Annotated in this window: 15 protein-coding genes; 7 read left to right on the forward strand and 8 right to left on the reverse strand. The window is 54.0% G+C overall.

Annotated features, from left to right (window positions below; all coding sequences use genetic code 11):
• Positions 1 to 391 precede the first annotated feature (391 nt).
• Both URZ40_RS01120 and uspF read left to right on the forward strand, forming a co-directional pair.
• A complete protein-coding gene (locus URZ40_RS01120) occupies positions 392 to 1063 on the forward strand; it encodes an MgtC family protein (protein WP_116340180.1) in 672 nt (223 codons plus the stop codon).
• Positions 1064 to 1334: 271 nt separating this feature from the next.
• A complete protein-coding gene (gene uspF, locus URZ40_RS01125) occupies positions 1335 to 1769 on the forward strand; it encodes a universal stress protein UspF (RefSeq protein WP_316379041.1) in 435 nt (144 codons plus the stop codon).
• A 67-nt stretch (positions 1770 to 1836) separates the two neighbouring features.
• Here the strand turns inward: uspF and URZ40_RS01130 are convergent, their stop codons facing one another.
• Positions 1837 to 4419 (reverse strand): EAL domain-containing protein, encoded by a 2583-nt coding sequence (locus tag URZ40_RS01130; RefSeq protein ID WP_407065506.1) that lies wholly within the window; start codon positions 4417 to 4419, stop codon positions 1837 to 1839.
• Between the two features lie 271 nt (positions 4420 to 4690).
• Positions 4691 to 6724 carry a peptidyl-dipeptidase Dcp gene (gene dcp / locus URZ40_RS01135; protein ID WP_320719618.1) on the reverse strand — a complete coding sequence of 678 codons (2034 nt, stop codon included), beginning with the start codon at positions 6722 to 6724 and terminating at the stop codon, positions 4691 to 4693.
• 142 nt (positions 6725 to 6866) lie between these two features.
• Here dcp and ydfG point away from each other — a divergent pair, with 142 nt between their 5' ends.
• A complete protein-coding gene (ydfG, locus tag URZ40_RS01140) occupies positions 6867 to 7613 on the forward strand; it encodes a bifunctional NADP-dependent 3-hydroxy acid dehydrogenase/3-hydroxypropionate dehydrogenase YdfG (RefSeq protein WP_023292548.1) in 747 nt (248 codons plus the stop codon).
• A gap of 91 nt (positions 7614 to 7704) precedes the next feature.
• Positions 7705 to 8391: a GntR family transcriptional regulator gene (locus URZ40_RS01145; RefSeq protein WP_028013010.1), complete on the forward strand. Its 687-nt coding sequence runs from the start codon at positions 7705 to 7707 to the stop codon at positions 8389 to 8391.
• 33 nt (positions 8392 to 8424) lie between these two features.
• On the opposite strand, the gene URZ40_RS01150 is transcribed toward URZ40_RS01145, so the two are convergent.
• Positions 8425 to 8856 carry a universal stress protein gene (locus URZ40_RS01150; protein ID WP_116340191.1) on the reverse strand — a complete coding sequence of 144 codons (432 nt, stop codon included), beginning with the start codon at positions 8854 to 8856 and terminating at the stop codon, positions 8425 to 8427.
• 288 nt (positions 8857 to 9144) lie between these two features.
• On the opposite strand from URZ40_RS01150, the gene ydfZ reads away from it, so the two are divergent.
• Entirely contained in the window at positions 9145 to 9348 is a 204-nt protein-coding gene (ydfZ, locus tag URZ40_RS01155; protein ID WP_028013008.1) for a putative selenium delivery protein YdfZ, read from the forward strand.
• Between the two features lie 43 nt (positions 9349 to 9391).
• Here the strand turns inward: ydfZ and URZ40_RS01160 are convergent, their stop codons facing one another.
• From URZ40_RS01160 to URZ40_RS01180, 5 genes are all read right to left on the reverse strand, one after another.
• Entirely contained in the window at positions 9392 to 10855 is a 1464-nt protein-coding gene (locus URZ40_RS01160) for a mannitol dehydrogenase family protein (RefSeq protein ID WP_320719620.1), read from the reverse strand.
• Between the two features lie 219 nt (positions 10856 to 11074).
• Complete coding sequence (locus tag URZ40_RS01165) at positions 11075 to 12442, reverse strand: MFS transporter (RefSeq protein ID WP_166710986.1); 1368 nt, start codon at positions 12440 to 12442, stop codon at positions 11075 to 11077.
• Positions 12443 to 12514: 72 nt separating this feature from the next.
• Positions 12515 to 13534 carry a Zn-dependent oxidoreductase gene (locus URZ40_RS01170; protein WP_320719621.1) on the reverse strand — a complete coding sequence of 340 codons (1020 nt, stop codon included), beginning with the start codon at positions 13532 to 13534 and terminating at the stop codon, positions 12515 to 12517.
• 14 nt (positions 13535 to 13548) lie between these two features.
• Entirely contained in the window at positions 13549 to 14763 is a 1215-nt protein-coding gene (rspA, locus tag URZ40_RS01175; RefSeq protein WP_116340201.1) for a starvation-sensing protein RspA, read from the reverse strand.
• Positions 14764 to 14873: 110 nt separating this feature from the next.
• Positions 14874 to 15200, reverse strand: coding sequence for a YnfA family protein (locus URZ40_RS01180; protein ID WP_032657499.1), 327 nt, complete (start codon positions 15198 to 15200; stop codon positions 14874 to 14876).
• Positions 15201 to 15352: 152 nt separating this feature from the next.
• Here URZ40_RS01180 and URZ40_RS01185 point away from each other — a divergent pair, with 152 nt between their 5' ends.
• Positions 15353 to 15691: a DUF1283 family protein gene (locus URZ40_RS01185; RefSeq protein WP_063145673.1), complete on the forward strand. Its 339-nt coding sequence runs from the start codon at positions 15353 to 15355 to the stop codon at positions 15689 to 15691.
• Positions 15691 to 16251 (forward strand): spermidine N1-acetyltransferase, encoded by a 561-nt coding sequence (speG, locus tag URZ40_RS01190; protein WP_023311549.1) that lies wholly within the window; start codon positions 15691 to 15693, stop codon positions 16249 to 16251. The genes URZ40_RS01185 and speG overlap by 1 nt, the downstream gene beginning before the upstream one ends.
• The last annotated feature ends 7 nt before the right edge of the window (positions 16252 to 16258 follow it).

Here is a 16258-nt window from a genome sequence, read left to right on the forward strand (position 1 = left end):
AGACCAGAGGAACGCTGAAAAACAATTTTCCCGATCTTAAACAAATCCTCACGGACCCTTCTTTTTCGCTTTACTCATTAATACGTCTGATTATACTGACGATAAATTCATACAGGAGCTCTTCGTTGGACAGCCATTTTATATACGATACGAAGGTAAGCTAACGCGATTTTCTCGCTGCTTACCTTAACGGTGGGCAGCAATCTCTTCCAGACGATTGCCTCCCGATACATTTACAAAGACTAAAATTGTGGGTAATCGCGATGGTCATGTTTAAACATTCCCTTTTCCCGCCGCCTTCGCCTGAAATGCTTTGCGTTTAAACGGCGTTATCGCGCGCTTTGTGAAGCGCTGACGCTTATTATTTAATACGTTAACAGGCGACAGGCTGATGTTCCCTTATATCTCTCATCTGCTCGCAGCAATGCTGCTGGGCGCAATTATTGGCGCGGAAAGACAGTGGCGCCAGCGCATGGCCGGACTTCGTACCAATGCACTGGTTGCCACGGGTGCGGCCGTGTTTATTTTAAGTTCCATATCTACGTCTTCTGATAGCCCTGGGCGCATCGCAGCGCAGATCGTCTCCGGAATAGGCTTTCTTGGCGCAGGCGTCATTATGCGTGAAGGCATGAACATTCGCGGTTTGAATACCGCCGCAACGCTGTGGTGCTCGGCCGGAATAGGCGTACTGTGCGGCTTAGGTCAATTCTGGAATGCCGCCACGGCAAGCTTAATTATTCTCAGCGCCAACATATTGCTTCGTGAAGCCGCGCAGCGAATCAATCAGCTGCCCGCGCTCCACGAAGACGAAAAATGCTATGTCCTGACTATCACCTGCAATGATGAGCATGAAGATGCAGTGCGGAATAGCATCGTAAATATGGCCAAAGAGTTGACGTTAAGTCTGAAAGCGATTTATTCCGCTACGGCGCACGCCGAGGGAAAAACCGAAATTCGGGCTGAGGTGATGACCCGTGAGGAATACCGAAAATTACTCGATCTGATTATGGGGAATATGGGCGGAAATAAAATTATCGCGTCCGTCAGCTGTCACGCAGTATAAATACTAAACCGGGCATTACACCCGGTTCTGTTTTAGCATAATTTTACGCTACTCTGCTCGCTGCCCATAAAAAGGGACATGCGCCGATCAAGGCTGAGCGCCAGCTCGCCCATAAAGCGAGAATGTACATAGTCACGACGAAATGCCAGGCAAGTTTGACTACACAAATACTACAGAACAGAAATTTGTACCCGTTATGACACCTCGCTCTCTGTTTTCCTGAAATTAACAGCCTAACCTGAACTGTGTAAAAAACACTCAGGAGGGACATATGTACAACTCTATTTTGGTTCCGATTGACATTTCCGAGGATAGCCTGACCCACATGGTTATCCCGTTCGTTCAGGCACATACAGCACTCAACACGGCCAAAGTCCATTTTCTAACTGTTATTCCCTCGCTACCCTACTATTCATCTTTAGGGTTGGCATACTCAGTGGAAATGCCGAAGATAAAAGAGTTCCAGCATGTGGCCTTAGCAAAACTGGATGAAATTGTTAAGCAGTTCAAAATTCCTCCAGACAAGATACAGACTCACGCCGTGACGGGATCCCCTAAAGATCAGATTCTAAAGCTCGCTGACACGATCGGCGCTGACCTGATTATCATCGCATCCCACAAGCCTGACATATCAACGTATCTGTTAGGCTCAAATGCTGCAGCAGTGGTGCGGCATGCGAAATGTCCGGTACTGGTCGTAAGATAGAAAACCGGGCGAGAAGCCCGGTTTTTTTTCGTTGATGCTTCCCTGAGTCAGGGCTGAAAAAACGCGTTTAAACACTCAGTACGTTCGCGTTTAAATTGAGATCGGCAATGGCAGCCGGTTTTCCAAGCAGGTAGCCCTGAACCTCATCGCACTTATTTTTTTTCAGGAACGACAGCTGTTCGATGGTTTCCACCCCTTCTGCGGTTATCTCCATCGAATAGGCTTTACCCAGATCGATAATTTTCTCGACGACCGACTGGTTCTGCGGTGAATCGCCTAAAGCAAAAATAAAGCTTTTGTCGAGCTTGAGGCCGTCAAACTGAAACTTCCGAAGATAGCTCAGAGACGCATAGCCCGTACCGAAATCATCAATCAGAATGCGCACGCCCATTTTTTTAAGGGCCTTCATGGTCAGCAGCGTTTGTTCAGGATCGGAAAGCGTGACGTTTTCAGTCACTTCAATTTCCAGACGGTTGGGCTCAAGCCCTGTTTCATGGAGGATCTCTTTTATCCGTTCAGCGAGATCGCTTGCCTGGAATTCAATAGCAGAGATGTTTACGGATACCGATAGTCCTGGTAATTTACCTTTTGTTTCTACACACGCTTTACAAATAACCCAGTTGCTGAGGCTAATAATTAATCCTGTTTCTTCAGCCAGCGGAATGAACCGATCGGGCATTATGGTTCCTCTAACCGGGTGCTGCCAGCGCACAAGCGCTTCCACGGCATCTATTCTGGAATATCTGAGGTTATAACGCGGCTGGTAGAGCAGGCAGAGCTGGTCTTCACGAATTGCCGTCTTCAGTTCTAATTCCAGCTTCCTGCGTTCGGTCAACTTTTCTGACATATCCGGACGATAATAGACCCATCTGTTTCTGCCGGATTGTTTAGCCTGATAAAGCGCAATATCCGCATAGCGTAGAAGCTCGTTTGCGCTGCTGCTATCGCGCGGAGCCAATGCAATCCCCATGCTGACGCCTATTGTTACCTCATTACCTTCAATGGAGAAAGGACGGTTAAGTTCCTGCACGATGCGTTGACACACCTCTTCAATACGATCTATTTGGCTGGTGTTGCCGAGGAGCAGCATAAATTCATCTCCTCCCTGCCGTGCAACAAAATCACCATCACGAATACAGCCCTTAAGTCGTGACGCGACTTCACCAAGCAGGGCGTCGCCCGTGGAATGCCCAAATATATCGTTGACGGGCTTAAACTTATCTAAATCGAGGCAAATCATTGCAAAGGGGCTCGCGTTGACGCCTTCTTGAGCTAACTGGCCCGCCAGAAACTCCTTGATGTGGTACCGGTTCGGGAGCCCCGTTAATTCATCATGGCGGGAGAGAAACTCCACGCGTTTTATTGCCTCTACTTCCAGAGAGACATCCGTTGCCGCCCCGCGTAAAACTACCGTTCCATCAGGCTGAGCAGAAAATTTTGCCAAAAGCGTGCAATAAGAGGTGGAGTGCTGATTATTGATATAAGGACAGTTCCTGAATTCAAAGCGTCCTGTTAATTCCCGATGGCTGACACAATCACGAAGCAGGTCTCCTGTTGAAGGAAAGAGTTCATCCAGCCTGCGACCTATCCATTTGCTGTTTTCATATCCCGTAACGGTGGAAAAGCGGCCCGATAGCCACGTTATAGTTAACGATAAATCTGTTTCCCAGAACCAGTCGCTGGTTGTTTCGCTGACATCCCTGAATCGTTTTTCACTGGTGATAAGATTCAACCGTGCCTGCTCAAGGAGAAAGGCATTTTCGTCATGAATTTTCGCCTTGTGCATAATATGACGCATAAGAATTACCGTCATCGTTATTGTAAGCAGTACGGAAAGAATAAGTAACGGCAGAAAATAGACGATCAACGCCTGGCCGGGATTTTCGCTGTCCCAGATAATCTGCACATCACCCTTCTGGGTGCTTAATGTTAATTCCGTCCGATCGTTTATTTTAGAAACCAACGCGTTGGGTAAAATACGAACATTTTTAATGGCGGCATCATGCCCCATCGTGAGAAGTTTTTTAGCCGTTAATTTATCTACAAACACCATTGCCGAAGGCCGGCCCGGTAAGGGGTGTACACTGGTATCATCGCCCGTTGTTATCCATTCAGCAGATACAATGGCAGGCATGGAATCAATTAGCGTTAGTACAGAAACCGGCAATCCCTTATTTTTGCTCAGTTCGCTGAGTAAACGGTCTTTTGTCGATGTACCTAACCAGCGCTCCAGTTCTTCCTGTTTCAGTTTCCCGTCAATCACGCTGTAGCGCGTGGTGCCTTCCGGGGAGAGGACAAACGCGCCTTCATAGCCAAAGTTTTCATACAGCGACTTGCCCAGATTCTGCTTGTCCCATGCCCAGTGCGTATCCATTTTCTGATGGAGGTGTTTGTAGGCATCGCCCCACTCTGCATAGTCTTTCAGATGACTGCGGATGCTCTCCTGGCGGGCCTCTAACGCTTTTCTTAATAAAAATTCGTCATGCTTGTCGCTGATTTCATTAACATTATTTTTTATTACCAGCAAAGACACTATTGCTGCCGCAAAAATACCGACCAGCAACGTTACAACATAGGTAAAGGTTTTATTTATCAGCCTTTTAGATTGCTCGACATCCGTAAAGCCAGAGGTGGTCAGAGGTAGGGTCATCATTCGCCTTCTTAACTGCTACAACGTCAATTTTTTCTCATCTTCATTTATCGGCATAAAAAGGAAAAAATTTACAGTGAAAAACACACCTTAAATCAGCGTTTATTTTTATGACCCGGACAATTTTAATAAAAGGCGCTATTCGTGATAAAGATAATTGCACCGCGTATATTCTGGAAAACGTCACTGATATTTATTGAAATAGCAGAAGAAGAGAAAGGAGATAAAAAACCGGGCTTCGGCCCGGTTCTGTTTTCATCCAAACATGACGCTATTCGCTCAACCCGCGATTCTCCAGCATCGGTTCAATCTTCGGATCGTGCCCGCGCCAGTTTCGATACAGTTCGGCTAAATCAGCGCTGTTGCCACGAGACAAAATCGCCTCACGGAACGTTTGCCCGTTCTCGCGAGTTAAGCCCCCCTGCTCCACGAACCACTGATAGCCATCGTCCGCCAGCATTTGCGTCCACAGGTAGGCGTAATACCCCGCCGCGTAGCCGCCGCCAAAAATATGGGCAAAGTAGCTGCTGCGATAACGCGGCGGTACGGCGGGCAGATCCAGCCCCTCTTTTTTCAACGCCGCAGCTTCAAATTCTTCAACGCTCGACACGCCCTCGCTGATGCCGTGCCAGTTCATGTCCAGCAGCGCCGCGCTCAGCAGCTCCGTCATGTCATAACCCTTGTTGAAATGGGTCGCGTTGAGCATGCTTTCCCGCAGCGCGTCCGGCATGGGTTCACCGGTTTCGTAGTGACGGGCATAATGGCTAAACACCTGAGGATGGCTGGCCCAGTGCTCATTGATTTGCGACGGGAATTCAACGAAATCACGCGGCGTATTAGTACCGGACAGCGTAGCGAAGCGCTGGCTGGCAAACAGACCGTGCAGAGTATGGCCAAACTCGTGGAACAGGGTTATCACGTCATCCCAGGAGAGAAGCGCGACGCCGCCGTTACCCGGCTTTTGGTAGTTGCAGACGTTGTAGATCACCGGACGGGCAGCAAACTCGAAGGATTGCTCGATAAAATTCCCCATCCAGGCACCGCCCTGCTTGGAATCGCGGGCAAAGAAGTCGCCGTAAAACAGCGCCATGCCCTCACCGGTGTGGTCGAAAATTTCCCAGACCCGGACGTCCGGGTGATAAACCGGAATATCGAAACGTTCCACAAAGCGGATGCCAAACAGCTGGCTGGCCGCCCAGAATACGCCATCCTGCAATACGGTATTGAGCGCAAAATAGGGTCGAATCTGCGATTCATCGAGGGCGTATTTCGCCTGGCGCACGCGCTCGGCATAAAAGGCCCAGTCCCAGGCCTGCGCGGTGAAATCGCCCTGCTCGTCATCAATGACCTTCTGAATATCGGCCTGCTCGCGCTCTGCACGGGCACGCGCCGCGGGCACAATCCCGCGCATAAAGGCCAGCGCGGCGTCTGGAGTTTTCGCCATCTGGTCGGCGATGCTCCAGCTGGCGTAATCTTCAAAGCCGAGCAGACGGGCCTGGCGCGCGCGCAGCGCCGTAAGACGCAGGATCAATGCGCGGGTGTCGTTTTCATCCCCTTTCTGGGTGCGCGTCCAGCCGGCGTTGAACAGGTTTTCACGCGTCTGGCGATTGCGCAGCGCCGCTAGCGCAGGCTGCTGTGTCGTATTCAGGAGCGGGATCAGCCAGCGGTCCTTAAGCCCTTTTTCCGCGGCGGCCTGCGCCGCGGCAGCAATCTCTTCTGCGCTGAGGCCTTCAAGCTGGTGCGCGTAATCCGCCACCAGCCCGCCCGCGTTGTTGGCGGCCAGCAGGCGCTGGTTAAACTGGCTGGTCAGGGATGCGGCCTCGGTATTCAGCGCCTTCAGCTCGGCTTTTTCTGTCTCATTCAGGCGCGCGCCGGCCAGAATAAAGCGCTGGTACGTCTCTTCGACCAGCCGACGGGATTCGGCGTCCAGCGCGGCGCGGTCCTGCCAGACGCTCCCGACGCGGGCAAAAAGGATATCGTTCAGCCAGATGTCGTTCGCCAGCGCGGCAAGTTCGGTGGAGAACTGCTCTTCCAGTTCCTGCAGATACGCATTGGTGTGCGCGGAGGTCATGGCGAAGAAAACGCTGCTGACGCGCGCGAGCATGAGGCCGCTTTTCTCCAGAGCCAGCACGGTGTTAGTGAAGTCTGGCGCAGCGGTTTGAGAGACGATCGCGTTTATATCCGCACGCTTCTGACGAAGCGCTTCATCGAAGGCCGGACGATAGTGCTCGTCTTTGATGGTATCAAAATGGGGTGCCTGATAGGGCAACAGGCTGATGTCAAAAAAGGGATTCGTGGCCGTCATCTTTCACTCCTCAGAACGGGTATCCTCCCAGAGTAGGCCAGGCCGCCATCGCCTGCAACGCCGTCATACAAATGTTGCCTTAACGCACCCTCTGCGACCGTGCTATGTTAGTGCAACACAAAAAGCGTTGAGGAACAGTGAGATGATTATTTTAGTTACCGGAGCAACGGCGGGTTTTGGTGAAAGCATCACGCGTCGCTTCGTCGCCAACGGACACAAGGTTATTGCAACCGGCCGTCGTCAGGAGCGCCTGCAGGAGCTGAAGGACGAATTAGGTGACAGCATCCTGACCGCACAGCTGGACGTGCGTAACCGCGCGGCCATTGAAGAGATGATTGCTAACCTGCCGGCAGAGTGGCGCGCCATCGACGTACTGGTCAACAATGCCGGTCTGGCGCTGGGCATGGAGCCTGCCCACAAAGCCAGCGTTGAGGACTGGGAAAACATGATCGACACCAACAACAAAGGGCTGGTGTACATGACCCGCGCGGTGCTGCCGGGCATGGTGGAGCGCAACCGCGGCCACATTATCAACATCGGTTCTACCGCCGGGAGCTGGCCTTACGCGGGCGGTAACGTCTACGGCGCAACCAAAGCCTTTGTTCGCCAGTTCAGCCTGAACCTGCGTACCGATCTGCACGGCACCGCCATTCGCGTCACCGATATCGAACCGGGCCTGGTAGGCGGCACCGAATTCTCCAACGTGCGCTTCAAGGGTGATGACGCGAAAGCGGATAAAACCTACGAAAACGCCAACGCGTTGACGCCGGAAGATGTGACCGAAACGGTCTGGTGGGTGGCAACGCTGCCAAAACACGTCAACATCAATACCGTAGAGATGATGCCGGTCAGCCAGAGTTTTGCCGGACTTAGCGTCCATCGTGGCTAAATATGCCCTTCCCGGCCTGCGGGCCGGGTCTGTTTCGGGTTGTAAAAGAATGGTAGTATGTTCAGGCTAACTCTCTGAGAACTGACAACTCATGGCCGCTGAATCGCAACTCAATCCCACCCAGCCCGTAAACCAGCAAATCTATCGCATTTTGCGACGTGATATTGTCCATTGCCTGATCCCGCCGGGAACGCCGCTTTCTGAAAAAGAGGTCTCCGTGCGTTTTGACGTGTCCCGCCAGCCGGTGCGTGAAGCGTTTATTAAGCTTGCTGAGAACGGCCTGATTCAGATCCGCCCGCAGCGCGGCAGCTACGTGAACAAAATTTCACTCTCTCAGGTGCGCAACGGCTGTTTCGTCCGCCAGGCGATTGAATGCGCGGTGGTGCGCCGTGCTGCAACGCTTATTAATGACAACCAGTGTTACCTGCTGGAGCAAAACCTGCATCAGCAGCGAATTGCGATTGACCGTAAGCAGCTCAACGATTTCTTCCAGCTTGATGACGAGTTTCACCAGAAGCTGGCGCAAATTGCGGACTGCCAGCTGGCCTGGGATACCATCGAGAACATCAAGGCCACCATTGACCGGGTGCGCTATATGAGCCTCGATCACGTCTCCCCGCCGGAAATGCTGCTCCGACAGCATCACGATATTTTCAGCGCGCTGGAAAAACGCGACCCGGACGGCGTGGAAAAAGCGATGACGCTGCATCTGCAGGAGATCGGCGAATCCGTGCAGCTTATTCGTCAGGAAAATAGCGAGTGGTTTAGCGAAGAGTGATATTTGCCGCCCCATTCGCGGGCGGCGTTGTGATTAGCGAACGACTAACACCGGGATGGTGGCGTAGCGCAGAATAGATTCTGCATTTGATCCCAGCAGATGGGTAGTGATGCCCGGATTTTTCGACCCGATGACAATCACGTCATATTCCCCCTCTTTGCTCAGTCTGATAATTTCATCGCGGACGTTACCAAAACGAACCAGAGAGTGAATATTCTCCGCAGAGATATCGAACAGTCTTTTTAACGCGTTCATTTTCTTCGCGGATTCCGCGGTCATATACTCTTCAAACTTTTTAATATCGGCGTTGAATCCTCGCAGCAGAGACCGGCTGCTGGCTGGCAGAATATTGACCAGGGTAATCGACGCGCCCTCAGCCTTCGCGAGGTTAGCCGCGTGGCGAACCGCTTTGTCGCTCAAATCCATTTCAAACACGTCAACAGGCATCAAAATCTTCTTATACATAAGCCTGACTCCTTATTCCGATGAAGGGTTATTTCCTGTACCCAGAATGGCATCGGGAATATAAACCAATCCTCAACACTTCCTCTTCGAAACTATAAACAAATGAAAATAACGGTCTGCTTTGTAAATTGCTGTCGTTAACCGTCAGCACCCCACGGAATAAAGAAAAAAGTGTGAGTTTGATCAAAAACAAAAACATGGCTGGCAGACAGGCGTATTTATAGTGCCCCGTGAACGGCAAAAGCTGAAATAGCGCCGTAACGGATAGTTTAGAGAGGAGAAAATACCATGATGACATACGACCGTAACCGCAATGCAATCACCACCGGCAGCCGCGTCATGATTAGCGGCACCGGCAAAACCGGCGTGATTAAGGCAATCCACAGCGACGGGCTCGATGCCGCGCAGGTGCGCCGTGGCAAAACGGTGGAAGTGGAAGGATGCGAAGGTAAGTTCGAACCAATTGAACTGATTCGTCTGGGTATGCACTAAATTGTGCGCCAACATGCCGCCGCGAACGGCGGCATGTGTTGAATTACAGATGTGACACGCACTCCGCAACCGTGTTCTTTGCCCCCTTCTGCAGCAGCGTCAGATATGCGCTCATCACGGCGTCTGTGAAGGCTTTTTCTCGCGGCAGCTCTTTCCCAAAAATGGACTCAATGCCGAGCAGCGCGTTAACCCGGTTTTCCCCTTCGGCACTCCCTTTCACCGCCGCCTGAATCACCGCCAGCTGCGGATCACTCACATCGATGGCATTACCCTGCTCGTCAACGCCGCCGACATAGCGCATCCACCCTGCCACGCCCAGCGCCAGGAGTGGGAAAGGCGTCTGGTGCACCAGGTGCCAGCGTACGGAGTCCAGCATACGCTGCGGAAGCTTCTGGCTGCCGTCCATCGCAATTTGCCAGGTGCGGTGACGCAGGGCCGGGTTGCTGTAACGGGCAATCAGCAGGTCAGCGTAGCGTTCTAAATCGACGCCCTTCACTTTCAGGGTCGGCGCCTGCTCGTTGAGCATCAGCGCGTGGGCGGCGACGCGGTAGCTCTCATCTTCCATACAGTCGTTGATATGCTGGTATCCGGCCAGATAGCCCAGGTACGCCAGGAACGAGTGGCTGCCATTGAGCATGCGCAGCTTCATCTCTTCAAACGGGATCACGTCTGAAACCAGCTCGGCGCCCGCTTTTTCCCACTCGGGGCGCCCTGCCACAAAGTTATCTTCGATCACCCACTGGCGGAACGGTTCACAGGCCACCGCCGCCGGATCGCGCACGCCGGTCAGCTTTTCGATTTTATCCAGCGTATCGGGAGTAACCGCCGGCACGATACGATCCACCATGGTTGACGGGAAGGTGACGTTTGCCTCGATCCAGTCCGCCAGCTCGCCGTCTACCGCCCGGGCGTATGCGCAGGTCACGTTGCGCATCACGTGGCCGTTCTCCGGCATGTTGTCGCAGGACATCACGCTAAACGCAGGCAGACCCGCCGCTTTGCGACGCGCCAGCGCTTCCACCACTACCCCCGGCGCGGATTTGGGCTGGTGCGGGTTTTGCAGGTCGGCGACGATAAACGGGTGATCGAGCATCAGTTGCCCCGTCGCCGGCGAGTGACAGTACCCCTTCTCGGTGATGGTCAGCGAAACAATCGCCACCTGAGGTTCACACATCGCTGCCAGCACGCTCTCCAGGCCGTCAACCTGCGCGTGCAGTGCCTTTTTGACTACGCCAACCACGCGGGAGGTCCAGGCATCGGCAGACATTTCCGCCACGGTGTAGAGATTATCCTGCGCGTTCAGATCGGCAATCTGCTGCTCGCCACCAATCAGGTTAACCTCACAGTAGCCCCAGTCGCTGCTGTGTTCAGCCGCGAGGATATCGGCATACACCGCCTGATGAGCGCGGTGAAATGCGCCGAAGCCTAAATGTACAATGCGTGCTTTAAGACTGTCGCGATCGTACTGAGGCAGCGTCGCGTTGGCCTGTAATAAGGTGTTTTCCATGATTAAGACTCGCTAATTAGTAAGCTGTGGATCGCTGCCGCTCCTTCTGAAGCGGCAGCGTCTGCTGACTACACCAACTAGAATGGCAGTTGGGGTAAAAAATAACTGCCATCAACCATACTGATACTACCGTTTGAGATTTTGATTTATATTAACTTTTGCTCATGTGGTGTGACATAAACAAAAAGTTGTGTGATAAGTCACGCAAGATATAAACCACTAGCGCCGCGTGGAGACCGCACCGTAGCCCACGCTCTCTTTTGGCGCGGCCTCCGCAGCATCTTCCGCCGCGCTTAAATCGCGGTCGCGTACTTCCGGCATCAGGAACGCCGAAACCAGGCCGATTGCGGAATAGGCCACCAGCATGGCAACGATCGGCCACCAGGAGCCGGTCATGTTGCAGAAGATCCCCGCCAGAACCGGACCAAAGCCCACCGCTACCAGCCCGCCCGCTTCTTTAGAGATAGCCATGCGGGTAAAGCGATTCCGCGAGCCAAACATCTCCGCCATGGTGATATTTTCCAGCGCAAACAGCCCCAGCACGGCGAAATTATGGATAACGATGATCGAGAGCATGATTGTCCCCGGCGCATAGCTTTTATCGACGATAATCGACAGCATCGGGTAGGCCAGAATAATGGCGGAGATATTAAGGATAATGTACGGCAGCCTGCGCCCCACTTTATCGGAAAGCCAGCCCAGCAGCGGGATGGAGATAAACCCGAGAATGGAGCTTATCATCAGCGCATCGGTGGGAATCGCTTTATCGAACAGCAGCGTCTGGACCAGATAACCCGCGAGGAATGTCTGGATCAGCCCCGAGTTGCCCGCCTGACCGAAACGCAGGCCGGTCGCCAGCCAGAAGGATTTACTTTTCACCATTGAACCCAGCGAGGTGTCCGGCTGCACGGTTTCTGCATCGTTTACTTTCTCAAACACCGGGCTCTCCTTGAGGTTCATCCGCAACCAGATGGCAAAGATCATCACCACGACGCTGGCGAGGAACGGCACGCGCCAGCCCCAGGCGAGCAGCTGTTCACGGTCGAGGGCAAAGAACATAATGGCCCAGATCGCCGTGGCGCTCAGCGTTCCGCAGTTTGTACCCATCGCCACCAGCGAGGAGATGATGCCGCGCTTCCCCTTTGGCGCATACTCCGCCAGCATGGTCCCGGCCCCGGAGATCTCTGCCCCGGCGCCCAGCCCCTGAATAATACGCAGCGTCACCAGCAGTACGGGCGCAAAAATGCCGATTTGCGCGTAGGTCGGCAGCACGCCAATCAGCGTGGTGCATATCCCCATCATGGTGATGGTAATGAACAGCACCTTCTTACGACCAATGCTGTCGCCCATTCTGCCAAAGATAAAGGCCCCGACGATGCGCGCAATATAGCCAGCGCCGTAGGTGCCCATCGCGAGGATCAGCGCCATCGCGGCGGACTGTTCCGGGAAGAAGATCTCATGGAAGACCAGTGCGGCGCCCAGCGAGTACAGCTGGAAATCCATAAACTCCAGGGCGGTGCCCAGCCAGCCGGAGACGGCGGCTTTCACCAGATCGGAGGTGGTTCTTTGAGGTTGTGCTTGCGTCATAATGGCTATCTCTAAAAGGTAAGATGCGTACCACCAGAGCCTGTCTGCGCAGGCTCTTAACCGCGTATAGGATTATTGTCCGAACGTGAGTAAGACTTTGCAGCACTGCCGCTGGTCTTTTTCAAACAGTTCGATGGCGTCTGTTACATGGTGATAGTCAAAGGTATGGGTGATCAGTTTGTCCGGGTCGATCAGCCCTTTTTGCAGCCAGTCGATGACGACCGGGAATTTGTTAGCATTCAGGCGCGAAGAGAAGATCGCCAGCTCTTTGCCGGTGATGCCCTGCTGGACTATCTGGCTCGGCTCGCTGGAGAACCCCATCAGCACGATGCGCGCCGCCGGAGAGGCCAGAGTGACCGCTTCGTGCAAAATCGCCGGGTGACAGGCGGCATCAATGATTAACGTCGGCTTGATGCCTTTTTCGTCCAGCGCGGCCTGCAGCGACTGTTCGCTGTTATTTAAGACCCAGTCCGCGCCGCTGCGCCGGGCCATCGCCAGGCGCTCGTCTATGCGGTCAACAACGATAATCTCCTTCACCTTATAGACACCCTTCAGCGCCTGCACGGTGACCAGCCCCATCGGCCCTGCGCCGTAGATCAGCGCAATGTCCTGTTCGGTGGGATTAGCCTGCCCCGTCACGTTGGCGGCGATGGTGAAGGGCTCAACCATGACGGCGTGCTTATCAGGAATGCCGTCCGGAACTAGCCAGGCATTTTTAGCGGGCACTACCGCATATTCACTGAAGCCGCCGTCACGGTGTACGCCCAGCACCACCAGCGAGGTGCAGACGTTCGGTTTTCCGACGGAGCACGGATAGCAGTGTCCGCAGCTGATCACCGGATCAACCGAGACGCGCTGGCCCAGGCGCGCGCTGTCTACCCCCTCTCCCACGGCGTCAATCACGCCAAAGAACTCGTGGCCAATCGTGCGTGGATACTTCGCAAACGGATTATGGCCGCGGTAGATGTGGCTGTCCGAACCGCAGATCCCCGCCAGCGTGATTTTGACGCGGACTTCACCTGCGCCGGGCTCCGGTCGTGGCCGCTCTTCAATCACAAGTTCGTTCGGCTGTTGAATCACTACGCTTTTCATCGTTCATTCCTCGCTTACCAGTTCCACAGCGTGCCGTCTTCAAGACGGGCCACCGGCAGATAGGCCGGATCGTAGGGGTATTTCGCCGCCAGCTTTTCGTCAAACTCGATGCCCAGGCCCGGCTTGTCGCCCGGGTGCATATAGCCGTTATCAAAGCGCCAGCTGTGCGGGAAGACTTCAAGCATCTGTTCGGAGTAGCCCATATATTCCTGGACGCCAAAGTTTGGCACCCACAGGTCAAAATGCAGCGCGGCCGCGTGGCATACAGGCGAGAGATCCGACGGGCCGTGCGAGCCGGTGCGCACCTGGTAGAGCGACGCGAAGTCCGCGATGCGGCGCATCCCGGTGATCCCGCCAGCATGAGTGATGGTGGTGCGGATATAGTCGATAAGCTGCTCTTCGATGAGCTGCTTGCAGTCCCAGATACTGTTAAACACTTCCCCCACCGCAATTGGCGTGACGGTGTGCTGGCGGATCAGGCGGAAGCATTCCTGGTTTTCAGCGGGCGTTGGGTCTTCCATCCAGAACATGCGGAATGCTTCAATGCTCTTGCCGAAGCGCGCCGCTTCGATGGGCGTCAGGCGGTGGTGCATATCGTGCAGAAGATGTTCATTGAAGCCAAATTTGCTGCGTACCGCGTCAAACAGCTTTGGCGTGAAATCGAGGTATTTCTCGGTGGACCAGAGCTGCTCTTCCGGCCAGTCGCCTTTAGTGGCGGGCTCGTAGGCCAGCCCCTTCCCTTTGGCCATGCCGTAGGTGGTTTTCATGCCCGGCACGCCGCACTGCACGCGGATGGCCTTAAAGCCCATCTCCTTATGGCGGGCGTAATCTTCCAGCACGTCGTCAATGGTGTGCCCGGTGGTGTGGCAGTAGACCATTACGCCCTCACGGGATGCGCCGCCCAGCAGCTGGTAGAGCGGCATATTGGCCGCTTTGGCTTTAATGTCCCACAGCGCCATATCCACGGCGGAGATGGCCGACATGGTGACCGGCCCGCGACGCCAGTAGGCGCCCTTATAGAAAAACTGCCAGATGTCTTCGATACGGTGCGCGTCGCGGCCAATCAGCTGCGGGCAGAGATGATCTTTCAGGTAGGAGGCAACGGAGAGCTCACGCCCGTTCAGCGTAGCGTCACCGAGGCCGACAATCCCCTCATCGGTGGTGATTTTAAGGGTGACAAAGTTCCGCCCCGGGCAGGTAACAAACACGTCAGCCGCGACAATCTTCATAATTCCTTTCCTTACATCGTTCGTTATGATGCTGGAAATTTACCCACCAACCCTACTACCATACAAGTATAATGATCATAAAATCCGCCAACGATCACAAAACCGGGGGCTCAGGCCCGCCCCCATCCCGCCACAATGATCAGCATACCGCACAGAGCAACCAGCGCGCCGGCCCAGTCGTAGGCGCTAAGTTTGACGCCGTCCACCACGCGCAGCCACAGCAGCGCAGTACAGACATAGACACCACCGTATGCGGCGTAGACGCGGCCACTGGCAGCCGGATGCAGCGTTAACAGCCAGACAAAGAGAGCCAGCGCGACGCTTGCCGGGATGAGCAGCAATACCGACCCTCCCTTCTTCAGCCAAAGCCACGGTAGGAAGCAGCCGATGATTTCGCATAGCGCGGTAGCAAAAAAAAGCAGCGTCGTTTTGAGCATAGTTAACGTCAGGTGAGGATCTATTTAGACATCATACCCGATAATGTCCTTTACTTTTCCATACCCGCTCCGCGGGTATGCCGTTATTGCTCTTTGGTGTAGAATCTGAACGGGGAAACTTGCTCATCTGCACCCATTTTAAAGGAAACGCTATGACTACATTAAGCAAACGCCTTTGTCTGACAGCCCTGCTGGCGCTGTCATCGTTCGCCTTTGCCGCCTCTGCGACAGCGGAAACCAGCAAGCTCGTTATTGAGTCTGGTGACAGCGCGCAAAGCCGCCAGAACGCCGCGATGGACAAAGAACAATGGAATGACACCCGCAGCCTTCGTCAGAAGGTCAACAAACGTGCTGAGAAAGAGTGGGACAAAGAAGATGTCGCCTTCGACGCACGCGATAAGTGTCAGCAAAGTGCGAATGTCAATGCCTACTGGGAGCCGAACACCCTGCGCTGCCTGGATCGCCGCACTGGTCGTACGGTTGCCCCATAATGTCGGCGCCCTGTGACGTAAAACTCCGGCCGCTGGAGCGTGAAGATCTGCGCTTTGTCCACCAGCTCGACAATAACGCCAGCGTAATGCGCTACTGGTTCGAAGAGCCGTACGAGGCCTTTGTCGAGCTGTCCGATCTCTACGATAAGCACATTCACGATCAGAGCGAGCGTCGTTTTGTGGTGGAGTGTGAGGGTGAAAAAGCGGGGCTTGTGGAGCTGGTTGAGATCAACCACGTTCACCGTCGGGCGGAGTTCCAGATCATTATTTCGCCTGAGCACCAGGGGAAAGGCCTGGCCTCACGGGCGGCGAAGCTGGCGATGGATTACGGATTTAACGTCCTGAACCTCTACAAGCTTTACCTGATCGTGGATAAAGAGAACGAGAAAGCGATCCATATCTACCGTAAGCTGGGCTTTATGGTAGAAGGCGAGCTGATTCACGAGTTCTTTATCAACGGCGAATACCGCAACACCATCCGCATGTGCATCTTCCAGCATCAGCACCTGGCGGGACACAAGCCGTCAGGCGCCAGCCTGCTGAAACCAACCGCGCAGTAACCTGCGC

The organism is Enterobacter sp. 296B2 (genome assembly GCF_034106185.1).
In the GTDB taxonomy this organism is placed as follows: Bacteria; Pseudomonadota; Gammaproteobacteria; order Enterobacterales; family Enterobacteriaceae; genus Enterobacter; species Enterobacter cloacae_N.